Origin of the sequence: Paenibacillus physcomitrellae, assembly GCF_002240225.1 — a bacterium.
GTDB classification, from domain to species: domain Bacteria; phylum Bacillota; class Bacilli; order Paenibacillales; family Paenibacillaceae; genus Fontibacillus; species Fontibacillus physcomitrellae.
This window is the reverse complement of the sequence record NZ_CP022584.1, coordinates 2745475-2758179: the sequence shown is the minus strand read 5'-3', so window position 1 is coordinate 2758179 and position 12705 is coordinate 2745475. Positions and strand designations below refer to the sequence as shown.

12 protein-coding genes are annotated in these 12705 nt (G+C 53.4%); 10 read left to right on the top strand and 2 right to left on the bottom strand.

Annotation, left to right across the window (positions count from 1 at the left end):
• Positions 1 to 5 precede the first annotated feature (5 nt).
• Complete coding sequence (ychF, locus tag CBE73_RS12560; protein ID WP_094094500.1) at positions 6 to 1106, top strand: redox-regulated ATPase YchF; 1101 nt, start codon at positions 6 to 8, stop codon at positions 1104 to 1106.
• A gap of 217 nt (positions 1107 to 1323) precedes the next feature.
• The gene (locus CBE73_RS12555) at positions 1324 to 2835 is read left to right on the top strand and encodes a helix-turn-helix domain-containing protein (protein ID WP_094094499.1); all 1512 of its coding nucleotides are present in this window, start codon (positions 1324 to 1326) and stop codon (positions 2833 to 2835) included.
• A gap of 26 nt (positions 2836 to 2861) precedes the next feature.
• Here the strand turns inward: CBE73_RS12555 and CBE73_RS12550 are convergent, their stop codons facing one another.
• A complete protein-coding gene (locus CBE73_RS12550; RefSeq protein ID WP_094094498.1) occupies positions 2862 to 3806 on the bottom strand; it encodes an SDR family oxidoreductase in 945 nt (314 codons plus the stop codon).
• A gap of 227 nt (positions 3807 to 4033) precedes the next feature.
• Here CBE73_RS12550 and prfA point away from each other — a divergent pair, with 227 nt between their 5' ends.
• The 4 genes from prfA to CBE73_RS12530 all read left to right on the top strand — a co-directional run bounded on the left by prfA (position 4034) and on the right by CBE73_RS12530 (position 8140).
• Positions 4034 to 5101 (top strand): peptide chain release factor 1, encoded by a 1068-nt coding sequence (prfA, locus tag CBE73_RS12545; protein WP_094094497.1) that lies wholly within the window; start codon positions 4034 to 4036, stop codon positions 5099 to 5101.
• A gap of 4 nt (positions 5102 to 5105) precedes the next feature.
• The gene (gene prmC, locus CBE73_RS12540) at positions 5106 to 6095 is read left to right on the top strand and encodes a peptide chain release factor N(5)-glutamine methyltransferase (protein ID WP_373286381.1); all 990 of its coding nucleotides are present in this window, start codon (positions 5106 to 5108) and stop codon (positions 6093 to 6095) included.
• A gap of 139 nt (positions 6096 to 6234) precedes the next feature.
• Positions 6235 to 7404, top strand: coding sequence for an FtsW/RodA/SpoVE family cell cycle protein (locus CBE73_RS12535; protein ID WP_094096287.1), 1170 nt, complete (start codon positions 6235 to 6237; stop codon positions 7402 to 7404).
• A gap of 238 nt (positions 7405 to 7642) precedes the next feature.
• The gene (locus tag CBE73_RS12530) at positions 7643 to 8140 is read left to right on the top strand and encodes a DUF421 domain-containing protein (protein ID WP_174704719.1); all 498 of its coding nucleotides are present in this window, start codon (positions 7643 to 7645) and stop codon (positions 8138 to 8140) included.
• Between the two features lie 47 nt (positions 8141 to 8187).
• On the opposite strand, the gene CBE73_RS12525 is transcribed toward CBE73_RS12530, so the two are convergent.
• Positions 8188 to 8637 (bottom strand): DUF305 domain-containing protein, encoded by a 450-nt coding sequence (locus CBE73_RS12525; protein WP_094094495.1) that lies wholly within the window; start codon positions 8635 to 8637, stop codon positions 8188 to 8190.
• Positions 8638 to 8788: 151 nt separating this feature from the next.
• On the opposite strand from CBE73_RS12525, the gene spoIIR reads away from it, so the two are divergent.
• The 4 genes from spoIIR to CBE73_RS12505 all read left to right on the top strand — a co-directional run bounded on the left by spoIIR (position 8789) and on the right by CBE73_RS12505 (position 12696).
• Positions 8789 to 9523, top strand: a complete 735-nt coding sequence (spoIIR, locus tag CBE73_RS12520; protein ID WP_229752702.1) for a stage II sporulation protein R — start codon at positions 8789 to 8791, stop codon at positions 9521 to 9523.
• Between the two features lie 246 nt (positions 9524 to 9769).
• Positions 9770 to 10912 (top strand): L-threonylcarbamoyladenylate synthase, encoded by a 1143-nt coding sequence (locus tag CBE73_RS12515; RefSeq protein WP_094096285.1) that lies wholly within the window; start codon positions 9770 to 9772, stop codon positions 10910 to 10912.
• Between the two features lie 193 nt (positions 10913 to 11105).
• Positions 11106 to 11954 (top strand): DUF72 domain-containing protein, encoded by an 849-nt coding sequence (locus CBE73_RS12510; RefSeq protein WP_094094494.1) that lies wholly within the window; start codon positions 11106 to 11108, stop codon positions 11952 to 11954.
• A 181-nt stretch (positions 11955 to 12135) separates the two neighbouring features.
• Positions 12136 to 12696 (top strand): manganese efflux pump MntP, encoded by a 561-nt coding sequence (locus CBE73_RS12505; RefSeq protein ID WP_094094493.1) that lies wholly within the window; start codon positions 12136 to 12138, stop codon positions 12694 to 12696.
• Positions 12697 to 12705: the final 9 nt, after the last annotated feature.

The following is a 12705-nucleotide window of genomic DNA, read 5'->3' as shown; positions in this document are numbered from 1 at the left end:
TATAAATGGCTTTGAAAGCAGGAATCGTGGGTCTGCCGAACGTAGGGAAGTCCACACTGTTTAACGCAATTACACAAGCGGGTGCGGAATCCGCCAACTATCCGTTTTGTACGATTGATCCCAACGTTGGTGTTGTAGAGGTTCCGGACGAGCGTCTGGATAAACTGACCGAACTGGTAGTGCCGAACAAAACCGTTCCAACGGCGTTTGAATTCGTTGATATTGCCGGTCTGGTGCGCGGCGCCAGCAAAGGTGAAGGTTTGGGCAACAAGTTCCTGGCGCATATCCGCGAGGTAGACGCGATTGTTCATGTGGTGCGCTGCTTTGAAGACGAGAATATTACGCACGTCGACGGCAAGGTCAACCCGGTCAGCGACATTCAGACGATTAATCTGGAGCTGATTTTGGCCGACCTGGAGAGTGTCGATAAACGTATCGACCGCGCCAAGAAAAACATGAAAGGCGGCAACAAGCAATACGCGCAGGAAGTCGAAGTGCTGGAACGCCTGAAAGAGGCGCTGTACAACGATCAGGCTGCGCGCAGCGTGGAATTGTCCGACGAAGAGAAGCTGGTGGTGCGTGATCTGCATCTGCTCACCATGAAGCCGGTGCTTTATGCGGCCAACGTCAGCGAAGACGGCGTTGCTACTGCCGATTCGAATCCTTATGTTCAGCAGGTTCGTGATTTTGCAGCGGCTGAGAATGCGGCTGTTGTTCCGATCAGCGCGAAGGTAGAGGCAGAAATCGCCGAGCTGGAGGGCGAAGACAAGGCGATGTTCCTGGAGGAGCTGGGTCTTGAGGAATCCGGCCTGAACCGTCTGATCAAAGCGGCTTACAGCCTGCTTGGCTTGTATACGTATTTTACAGCTGGTGTTCAAGAGGTCCGGGCATGGACGATCCGCAAAGGAACCAAAGCACCGGGTGCGGCAGGCGTTATTCACAGCGATTTCGAGCGTGGCTTTATCCGGGCTGAAGTTGTGTCCTATGAAGATCTTGTTGCTGCCGGTTCGATGAACGCTGCCAAAGAGCGCGGCCAGCTTCGTCTGGAAGGCAAGGAATACGTGGTGCAGGACGGAGACGTTATGCACTTCCGGTTTAACGTTTAATCGAGCGGAGACCGGTAATAAAACCACAACCAAATGCGAGCGGAACGGGGCTTGGAGGAAAGCCGGCTTCGGTTCCCGCCGCGTCCGAAAGTCCCGCAGGAGGATCCTGGCGGGGCTTTTTTGTTGTATGGGGAAAGCAAGCCCCGCTTGATTCCTTGACCATTGATTTAAATGTGAATACTATGAAGCTATCAATCAGATGACTGGGGGAGCAGGATTGGCAGACAGAACCATTCAAGCGGCAATCGAACATTACCTGAAGACACAACAATTGTCGATCACCCAGTTTGCTGAACGCTCCGGCCTGAATTCCGGTACTCTCAGCAATATCTTAAATGGTCACCGTTTTTTGTCCGTTGGTCAGATGGACCGGATTACAGAGGCCATGGGACTGCCGGAGGGCTATTTCTACGATCAGTACGCCAAAGCATGTATCGAATCCGCGCCGAATTGGCGGCGTTATTCCCCTTTCCTCCGCCGCTCAGCGGAGCTTGGCAAAACGGAGGGAATGGTGTCCATCGTGCGGCGGATGCTGGAGAATCCGTCTTATGGCCCGCTGCTGTTTGAGCTTGCGGAGCATTTTCTGGACGAGGGAAAGCTGGAGGCGGCCGGTATTCTATATCAGAACGTCGCGGAAAGCGAGAAATATCAGCATTCGGAGCGGCTGGCCTTATGCGAATACCGGCTGTTTCAGATTGTGAGACAGGACTTGGAGGCAAAGGATGAGATTTTAAGAGCGGCGACAAGATTCGAGGGTTATTTGGAGCGGCTGGATGAAGCCGACCAAGCAGAGGCGCTGCTGGATCTGGCGGATACCTATGTCCATTTGCGTAAATGGGAGAGAGTGGAGCAGCTGGCGGAAGAGCTTGAACGGAAAATGCAGGCTGAGCAGGTGCTGTGGAATAAAGAGGGGAAGGCGCTGCCCCAAGGGCCGGCTAAATCGATGGGACAAGAAGACGAGGCTGCGTTCAGGCCGCTGCTTAGCTTTACTCTGCACAGTTACCGGCTGAGGGTTGTCGTTTACGAGAGACGTGGAGAATATGAGAAGGCGCTCTATTATCTTTCTTTGTGTACAGACTCAAGCAGGAGATACGCAGCTGAAGAGAGCATGGTTGATGAGGGCTCGGCTGCTGTGGGGAAGCCGGCAAGCATGAAACCGTTTGAGGATTGGGTACAGGCCGAGCGGCTTGCCTGCCGGATGCTCGCTGGAGAAACAGAGGTGCTGCATGCCTACGCCGATTGGATCTTAGACAGGGAGGATGCCGGCAGGCTGGAGGCGGTCTTTCGGATGGTAAAGGCCGCTAATACATATGGCTACGATCTGGACGACATCCTGAAACGCTGCCAACCGATCATCAACGGGTTAGCCCTGCCTATTGGCCAGGAGCCCTCTTGTTCTAAGGTCGATTGGCCGCAGAAGGACTCTGCGAAAGGTTCGGTGCTTTCGGCTAATCGGTTTGCCCAGGAATGGGGCGTACATTTCTTCATCGAGCTGGCGATGTACAATTTAAAGAAGCAGCGGTTCCCCTCGGCTGTTGCCCATCTGCTGCAAAGTCTTGCGTGGGGCGTTGCAACCGGAAACCACGCAGGTATCATCCGCTGTGTAGCATTGTTTGAGAAATACCGCGAACATGCGGGGGCGGAGGATATCACTCTCTTTCGGGAGCTGATCGAGAGATTGTATCAGCAGACAGAAAATAAGCGCCGTACTCCTGCGGACGGCGCTTAAGGTTTGTTTTTTTGAATTAAGTGAACCTATCTGAATGAGTTTATTCGGAACGACCCTGTTGTCGTCGGTACGTTTGTTTCGACTGGCTTCGGTTGATCCCGGTATCCGGTTACCTCTTCGCTCCACTCCCAGAAGCGGTTCGCCAGTTCAGGAGAAGAGGCCTTCGCCGATATTTTCGCCGGTTTGCGTTTATAGAAATAAAGACCCGACATTCCGGCGACTTCCGGGGAAGAGGCCAAATAAACGGCCGTATCCGCGCCCTGCTCGGGCGTCAGGAAGAACGGCTTCACCATCCGGTGAACAAAGGTGCCGAAGCCGGTGCTGCGGTTGACGCCGATCTGCGTCGATACGGCCCCGGGATGTACGGCATTGACCGTTACCCGGCTTTCCTTGAGCCGTTCATGCAGCTCCTTCATAAACCACAAGTTAGCCAGCTTGGAACGGCCGTAAGCACCCCACATCGTGTAGCGGCGTTTCATGTGCGGGTCGTTGTAATTCATTTTGCCGAATTTGTGAATGGCCGAAGAGACGATCACGATCCGCCCCTGACGGCTTTCGCTGAGTAAAGGAAGCAGTTCCCGGGTTAAAACAAAATGCCCGAGATGATTGACGCCCAGCTGGCGTTCAAATCCATCTTCGGTTTCTTCTCTCCTCAGGGTTAAGACACCGGCATTGTTCACCAGGACGTCAATGTGCGTGCAGCGGGACCTGATTTCTTCAGCGGCCCGGCGGATCTGCTCCATAGAGCCGAGATCACACAGGATCAATTCCGGATCATCTCTTTTGCTGCAGCGTTTGACATTCTCCAGAGCTGCGGTTCCCCGCTCCAGGCTTCGGGCCAGCAGGTAAACCTTCATACCGTGCTCAGAGGCGAGCATCCTGGCCGTAGCGAGTCCCATCCCTCCGCTCGCACCGGTTACGACGGCGATTCTTTGCCGTCCGTCGGCCTTGCTGTTATCTGGATTGGACATACTGCTTCACCTTCCGTTGATAACGTAATAGTTAAACACCAATTTAGTCAGACACCAATAAACGGTTATGCTTTCAGTCTAAAAGTTCTGGAAACAAAAATCAAGAAACCCCATCTGTTCAAATTTAAAGCTTCGTGATATAATAAAAAGTCGTTTACCAACCCGAAATTTCGAGAATAAATATACATTATGTCTATATTCCATAACCTTATGAGAGGTGAACTCCTTTGCTGGATAAACTTGAAGCCCTGATTGACCGTTATGAGAAGCTGAGTGAGCTGCTTTGCGATCCGGATGTGGCTAGCGATCCAAAGAAGCTGCGGGATTATTCGAAAGAGCAGTCCGATTTGCAGCCCACATATGAAGCTTATAATGAATACAAACAAGTTGTTGAAGAGCTTGAGGCTGCGAAAGAAATGCAGAACGAGAAGCTTGATGACGAAATGAAAGAAATGGTCAAAGGTGAAATCGACAATTTGACCGCCCGCAAGACAGAACTTGAAGAACAGATTCGCGTCCTGCTGCTGCCTAAAGACCCGAATGATGACAAGAACGTTATCGTCGAAATCCGCGGCGCTGCCGGCGGAGACGAAGCGGCGCTGTTTGCCGCCGATCTGTACCGCATGTATACCCGTTATGCAGACGCCCAGGGATGGCGCGTTGAGTTGATGGACGTTAACGAAAGCGACCTTGGCGGTTTTAAAGAGGTTATTTTTATGATTAACGGTCGTGGCGCTTACAGCAAAATGAAATACGAAAGCGGCGCGCACCGCGTGCAGCGTATTCCTTCTACGGAGTCGGGCGGACGGATTCATACCTCTACTTCAACGGTGGCCGTTATGCCGGAAGCCGAAGAGGTTGATATTGAGATTAACGATAAAGACATCCGCGTTGATACGTTCTGCTCCAGCGGTGCGGGCGGACAGTCCGTCAACACAACTAAATCTGCGGTGCGTGTAACGCATGTCCCTACAGGAATCGTAGCCACGTGCCAGGACGGCAAATCGCAGAACTCCAACAAGGAGAAAGCCCTGCAGGTGCTGCGTACCCGGATTTACGATATGATGCGTCAGGAAGAAGAAGCGAAATACGCCGGCGAACGTAAAAGCAAAGTTGGTACCGGTGACCGCAGTGAACGCATCCGGACCTACAACTTCCCACAAAGCCGTGTAACCGATCACCGCATCGGACTTACGCTGCACAAGCTGGACCAGGTCATGAATGGGGAAATCGAAGAGATTCTTTCTGCCTTGACCATTGCCGAACAGTCCGAACTGCTGGAAAAAGGAGAATAACGCTTTGAACAGAGACAGCTTTGTCATGTCTGCAGCGATAAATATCAGAGAAGCCCTTCAGGAGGCTTCTTCTTTTTTGACGGCGGCCGGCATCAGCGAGCCGGATGCCAATGCCAGACTGCTGCTCAGCCATGTGCTGGGCTTATCGCCGGCATCCCTGCTGGCCGCGCAAAGAGAAGGGTTTCCGAAGGACCGGAAGGCGGAGTGGGAACAAGCCATTATCCGCAAAGCCCAGGGAGAACCCGCCCAATATATTACGGGGGAGCAGGAGTTTTACGGGTTAACCTTTAAGGTGAACCCCGCCGTGCTGATCCCCCGGCCGGAAACGGAGCTGCTGGTAGAGCGCATCGTCCAGCTTGGGACGGAGCTATGGCCGCAGGAGAAACGAAAGGCCGCAGGGAATTCGGGAAGCGGAGGGGCAGCATCGGCTGCACCGATAGAAGCAGCTGTACGAACAGCAGCAGTGCCGGATTCGGATGATCGGCCGCTGGTGGCCGATATTGGCACGGGCAGCGGCGCCATTGCTGTGGCGCTGAAGCATCTGCGGCCGGAGTGGCGCGTGATGGCAAGCGATATTTCGCCCGGTGCGCTGAAGACGGCGCAAAGCAATGCGGCGGAGCTCGGTCTCGATATCGATTTCCGCGAAGGCAATCTGCTGGAGCCTTTCCAGGGTATGAAGCTGGACATCCTTGTGTCCAATCCGCCTTACATCCCGGCGGCCGTCATCGAAGGGCTGCAGCCGGAAGTCAAAGATTTCGAGCCGCGTTCCGCTTTGGACGGCGGGACGGATGGCCTGGATCCGTACCGGATCATGATGCAGCAGCTTTCGCTGCTGCAGGCGCCGCCGCGGCTGATCGGCTTTGAACTGGGCATGGGACAGGCGGAGGATGTAGCCGTGCTGCTCCGGCAAACCGGTTATTGGAGCCGGATCGAAACCGTGAAGGATTATGCGGGAATTGACCGGCATGTCATCGGCATTGACGGAAACGAATAACATTTGTTCTGACTGGCCGGGATAGTGTAACATTAAGGGGAGTTTGAACGTAGTTCATATGTCAGGATGTCAGTCACTAAGAACTTTGCGATAAGACAGAGTTCAGGCAAAAAGGACTCTGGGGGGATCCGTGTTGATCATAATCAACAAATTAAAGAAGATGGACTGGGTGATCGTGGTCATCCTGGGGCTCCTCATGGTGCTCAGTATTATCCTGATTCACAGCGGGGTAGCGGGATGGAAAGACTTCAGGGGCGCCGACAAAAGGATGGCGCTTTATTATATACCCGGTTTCATTGCTTTTTTCGGAATTGCACTGCTTGATTATAAGCTGTTAATCAAATATTATCCGTATATTTTAGGTCTCGGTCTGCTGCTGCTGCTGCTGGTTAATTTCATAGGCAGCAGTATTAACGGTGCGCAGGGCTGGCTTAAGCTCCCTGGCGGACTCAGCCTGCAGCCGGCCGAGCTGTTTAAGCTGGTGCTGATCATTACGCTGACGGCGCTCCTTATTAAGAAACATCGGGCACGCTTGTCCTTCTGGAGAAACGTGGTGCCGTTGACCCTGGTTACTTTGGTGCCCTTCGGACTCGTTATGGCTCAGAATGACATCGGTAACGGCCTGAGTTATCTGGTCATTTTGCTCGGCCTGCTTTGGATCGGGAATTTGAAATATTCGCACACCCTGATCATTCTGGTGGTGTTTGCGGCAGTTGTCGTTGTCGGTATTAAATCTTATATCTCGTTTCATGATCAGATCGCAACTTCACTGGCAGGGACCAGCAAAGCGCACTGGCTCGACCGGATCGACCCTTGGCTGCTGCCGGATGAAGCGAGCAAAGACGCTTCTTATCATACCCGCAACGCCAAGATCGCAATCGCTTCGGGCGGCATGTTCGGCAAAGGCTATATGCATGGAGATTTCGTGCAGAGCAGCCGGGTTCCTTATACCTATTCCGACTCCATCTTTGTGGTGGTAGCTGAGGAATTCGGGTTTGTGGGATGTTCGGTGCTGCTGCTGCTGTATTTCATATTGATTCACCGCATGATTCTGATCTCGCTGGAAGCGAAGGAGCGGGGCGGCCCTTATCTTATTGTAGGCGTCGTAGCGATGCTGCTTTATCAGATCTTTGAGAACATCGGTATGTTCATCGGCATTATGCCGCTGACGGGGATTACACTTCCCTTCATCAGCTACGGGGGAACCTCCCTCCTTATCAACATGGCAAGTTTGGGCGTCGTCATGAGCGTCCGCTTGCACGGACAGGAAAAGGAAGATTCCCTTGTTCAAAAACAGGGTTCCCAATAAAACATGAACTAAAAAAGAAAAACATAGACAAAAAGCCGCTCATCACCCAAGTGGACAAGCGGCTTTTTTGTCGTGCATTTAAGAAGGCAGGTCGGGGGAAGCTAAAGTTTGATTTCTATTTCTGAACATACGTCAGGAGGAGAGACAATTGGATTTTAACCTAATTTGGAGATCGGTAGTTTTGGCTTTGATTGCTCTGTTATTATTCCGATTAAGCGGACGAAAATCAATTTCCCAAATGACGATTCCACAGGTGGCGATTCTGTTGATGGTGGGAACTGTTTTGGGCTCGGGGATCTCCGGGAAATTAGGCAATGCCTTGGTTTCCGGAGCCATTTTGTTAGGCATACTGGTGCTGGTCGAATGGATCACCTTGAAGTGGAACGGAGGGGAAAAGGTGTTTAAGGGAGGCTCGGTTGTTGTTATTCAGAACGGCAGGCTGGTTCAGTCCCATTTAAAAAAGCTCCGGATTACGGTAGATGATCTTGAGAAACGCATGCGGGCTGCAGGCATTTCACGGATTGAATCTGTCCAATTCGGAACGATTGAGAATAACGGTTTGTTTGGTTATGAACTTATGCCCGAAGCCAAGCCGGTAACGATGGGAGATCTGGAAAGGCTTTTGAAGCAAAACTTTCCCCAGCTGAATCTTTCTGCTCCGGCCAGCCAGGCGCCTACCCTTTTTTCAGAGCTTGAGGGCGGGCATAACGAGGATATCCCTTCCAGATTGCATTAATACCGGCGAGGGCCTCTGTTGTCCCACAATAGGCTAGTTAATCTGCTTTATTTGTTTTGAAGTTCTTTAATTAATTCTTTCATTTCGCTGATTTCCCGGGTTTGGGACTCGCTGATGCTGTTGGCAAGCTCTTGAACCCTCGGGTCAGACAGGTGAGCACGTTCACTGGTTAAAATGGCTATGGAGTGATGGGGGATCATAGCTTTCATCCAAGCCACATCTTCTATTGTTGACTGGCTGCGTACCAGCCATAAGGATACGCCAAATATAACAGCGCTTGCGCCAAGGATGACAGCATTCAATTTCCGGTTGGTATACATTTTCCACATAAAAAGAAGCATGACAATCGCCATAGAGGCTCCCATGATAAGGGCCATATACACGCGGGTTTCACTGAAGAAAATATGATCGAGCTTAAAAACATTTAAGTACATAAGCCCGTACATAATGAAGGTCGAGACTACAATCATTAGTCCGAATTTTCCGTAAGTCTTCATAAAGTATCCTCCTCGTTTAAAATGTGACCTCCCTTGCTTTTACCACAACCTTTTGGTTTGAATCATATTTAATCATATTTAATAGGTTTATAGATTCGCAATCCGGGCATACTGGCTGATAGAAAAGAGATCAGCGAGGAGGACGGTTTCAATGGGGAATGGGATGAAACGCGGCGGTAAAGGGAATCACTCGAAGACGGCGATGCTTCTGATTTTCTGTTTCATGATTTTGCTGATGTCCTGGGACAATCAGAAGACCGATGCTGCGGCTGTACAGACCGAAATCCCTCAGGAATCGATCCGCCTGCGCATTTTGGCTGATTCGGATAATCCGACTGACCAACTGGTGAAACGAAAGGTACGGGACGCTGTAGTAGCCCAGATGAACAGCTGGGTTCAAACGCTGGACAACCCGCAAAGTCTGGAGCAGGCGCGTGCTGTAATCCGGGAGCATTTGCCGGAGGTCGAACGTCAGGTAGCCGCTACTCTTAAAGCGAATGGCGAAAGTTACAGTTATAAGGTTGAGATTGGCAATGTTCCTTTCCCGGCAAAAATGTACGGCGGCGAAGTCTATCCGGCCGGCAACTATGAAGCGCTTCGCATTACACTCGGCTCCGGGCAAGGCCAAAACTGGTGGTGTGTGCTTTTTCCGCCTCTTTGTTTCATTGACGGCAGCAGCGGAGATGCCCTGGCACAAAGCCAAAGCGCCGATACCCAAACCGCTTCTGCGGCATCGGCTAAGACCAGCGACAGCCCGTCCAGTAACGGGGCGGCGAAGGGCGATGCGGAGCAAAATGCCGGACAAGCCGAGGCGCCGGAGGTACATTTCTTCATTTGGGATATGCTGCAGCAGTTTTGGGGCTGGGTAACCGGGCTTTTTGCCTGAGAAATGGATGGGAACTCAACATAATAGCAAAAAATATAGGGGCTGCTCTGCCGGGCGGCCCTTTTTGACTCGGATTTACGGATATTCCGATTCGGACTACAATAGAGGTTGATTGTTATTCACGACTGTGTATGCAGATTCTAACCAATAAAGAAAGAATGAGTTGACTAACTTATGAGAGACGAATTTCAGCAAAAAGGGCATCCGCCGGAAGGCGCGGAGGACCCTTGTTCTTCCAAACTGCAGATGGGTCCGCATACGGGGAAAGGAAATGGAGAAGGCGTTTCTACCTGTTATTGGGATGTCCGCAGTCTGTCGGAGGCGGCGGAGGCTGGACAAGCGCAAGAGCCGGAAATCCGCGGGGCGGAGACGGCGATTGTAGAAGCCGCAGCGCTTCTGGCCTCCGGAGGGACGGTGGCGTTCCCGACGGAGACTGTATATGGACTTGGCGCGGATGCGCGTTCCACGGAAGCGGTAGAACGGATTTTTGCCGCCAAGGGACGTCCGTCCGACAACCCGCTCATCGTGCATATTGCCGATGAAAGCCAGCTAACGGAGCTGGTGACGGACGTGCCGGAGGCCGCCAGAAAGCTGATGGCGGCATTTTGGCCCGGGCCGCTGACCATAGTGCTGCCCGTGCGCGAAGGCGCCGTCAGTCCGAAGGTGACGGCGGGATTGTCCACCGTGGGCGTGCGCATGCCCGCCCACGACATTGCGCTGCGGCTCATCGCCGCAGCGGGCTGCCCGGTGGCGGCGCCAAGCGCCAACCGGTCAGGCCGGCCGAGCCCCACGCTGGCAAGCCACGTGGGCGAGGATCTCGCCGGCGCCATCGACGGCATCGTTGACGGCGGGCCCACCGGGGTGGGCCTGGAGTCAACGGTGGTCGAATGCGGCGCAGGCGGCGAAGTGACCGTGCTCCGCCCAGGCGGGATCACGGCCGAAGCGCTCGCCGCAGTGGCGGCGAGCGTCACGCTCGACCCCGCCCTTCAGGGCGGCGGGGTCGCCCATGTCCCGGCGCAGCCGCGCTCGCCGGGCATGAAGTACACGCACTACGCCCCGAAAGGGCGGTTGTGCGTGGTCAAGGGAGCCGCGCATCAGGCTGCGGCCCGCATCCAGGCGGAGCTGGATGCGGCCGCCGCGCGCGGCGAACGGACCGGGGTGCTCGCGTTTGACGAGCACCTGGAGCTGTACCGGGCTGACGCGGTACAGTCGCTCGGCAGCCTTGCCGAGCTGGCCGAAGCGGCGCACCGGCTGTACGCCGCGCTCCGCCGCTTCGACGAGCAAGGCATCGGCTTTATGGTGGCCGAGGCCTGCCCGGAGGAAGGGCTCGGCGCCGCCGTCATGAACCGCCTGCTTAAAGCGGCGGGCCATGAGGTTATTTACGTATAAGGCTGGCCCGCTGGCCGAATACCCGGGGATGTTTTTTACGGGGAATGTTTTTTACTGGGGATATTTTTTACTGGGAATGTTTTTATCTCGGAATGTTTTTATCTGGAAATGCTTTTTCAAGATTACTTTTATTTACGCCTATTGGCTTTTAGTTCTCTAACAGCCCACACCTAGAACGAAGGGAGGAAGCTCTGTGATCAGCATCGGACTTGGAGGCTGGGGTGATCATGATGTCCTGTATCCTCCCCGAACGCCGGCCAGCCAGAAGCTGACGATATACGCCCGTCATTTTCCGGTTGTGGAGGTCGACAGTTCCTTCTACGCCGTGCTCGCGCAGGACACTTATCAGAAGTGGGTCGATCAGACGCCGGCTTCTTTCTCTTTTATCCTGAAGGCTTATCAGGGCATGACGGGCCATTCGCGGGGGAACATTCCCTTTCAGGACGCCGGAGAGATGTACGACGCTTATCTGAGGTCCATTCGTCCGGTTGCGGCATCCGGCAAGCTCAGAGCTATTTTGTTTCAATTCCCGCCTTGGTTCGACTGCAGTCCGGAACATGTGAGACAGCTTCGCGCCGTTAGAAAAAGGATGGGAGAGCTGCCCGTTGCTCTTGAATTCCGGCATCAGAGCTGGTTTCTGGGCGATTACAAGGAGCGTACACTGGAGTTCATGCGGGAAGAAGGGTGGATTCATATCATCTGTGATGAACCGCAGGCAGGAGCAGGGTCTGTACCCACCGTGCTGGAACCCACCGACCCTGAACTCGCCATCGTCCGCATGCATGGACGCAACACGTCCGCCTGGAATCAAAGCGGAGCGCCGAATTGGCGGGAAGTCCGTTATTTATACCGTTATAGCGGGGAAGAGCTGGCCGAATGGGCCGAGAAGCTCGGAATCCTTTCCGAGAAAGGCGTAAAGGACATCTGCATGATCTTCAATAATAACTCTGGCGGAGATGCTGCTCCCAACGGCCGGATGATGATGGAACTGCTGGGTCAACAAGCTTCCGAGCTGCCGCCGGAGCAAATGGATTTATTTTAGGTGCCGTGCCCGCTGGAGCTAAAGCCTGGTATCTTGACTTGGGACCGGAACTGACTTGACCCGTGCTGACATGGCTCGAACAAGGAAGTCCGCTGTCTGTCGACAGCTCTGCAAGTCATGATTGCCCCCTTGTCCGCATATGGTTGTACAAACCCTAATGCAGACTTGGAGGCGTACACGCATGGATTATGCTACTGCTCAGTTTGGGCAGCTTGTAACGATAACAGTGATGGCCGTAGCGCTTGGCATGGATGCTTTCTCACTCAGCGTGGGGATTGGCATGAAGGGCGTACGGCGCTTCGATATAGCCCGGATCAGCGGACTGATCGCCATTTTTCATGTATTGATGCCGCTGCTCGGGATGTTCACCGGTCTTTATGTAGGGCATCTGCTTGGAGCAATTGCGCGTTATGTTTCGGGAGGATTGCTGGTTCTGCTTGGCGCCCATATGGTCTGGGCCTCGTTCCGTGAGGAAGGAGCCAAGCCGATTGACCATACAAGACTATGGGGAGTTGTTTTGTTTGCACTCAGCGTTAGTGTGGACTCTTTCTCCGTAGGGGTTTCGCTCGGCATGTTCCGAAGCAGCCTGCTGCTGACGGTTTTGACTTTCGGCTTTTTCGGCGGATTGATGTCCGTAATAGGACTTTGGCTGGGAAGCCGTGTAGGGAAGAATCTCGGCGATTACGGGGAAGCGCTTGGCGGGGCTATTCTGCTGGCGTTTGGTCTGCTCTTTATCTTTTGATACAATAAA

Excerpts from the sequence above, each read along its gene's own strand:
- CBE73_RS12505 (WP_094094493.1), top strand. The coding sequence starts at position 12,136 with ATGGATTATGCTACTGCTCAGTTTGGGCAGCTTGTAACGATAACAGTG.
- CBE73_RS12515 (WP_094096285.1), top strand. The coding sequence starts at position 9,770 with ATGGGTCCGCATACGGGGAAAGGAAATGGAGAAGGCGTTTCTACCTGT.
- CBE73_RS12525 (WP_094094495.1), bottom strand. The coding sequence starts at position 8,637 with ATGAAGACTTACGGAAAATTCGGACTAATGATTGTAGTCTCGACCTTC.
- CBE73_RS12550 (WP_094094498.1), bottom strand. The coding sequence starts at position 3,806 with ATGTCCAATCCAGATAACAGCAAGGCCGACGGACGGCAAAGAATCGCC.
- spoIIR (WP_229752702.1), top strand. The coding sequence starts at position 8,789 with ATGGGGAATGGGATGAAACGCGGCGGTAAAGGGAATCACTCGAAGACG.
- ychF (WP_094094500.1), top strand. The coding sequence starts at position 6 with ATGGCTTTGAAAGCAGGAATCGTGGGTCTGCCGAACGTAGGGAAGTCC.
- CBE73_RS12530 (WP_174704719.1), top strand. The coding sequence starts at position 7,643 with ATGACGATTCCACAGGTGGCGATTCTGTTGATGGTGGGAACTGTTTTG.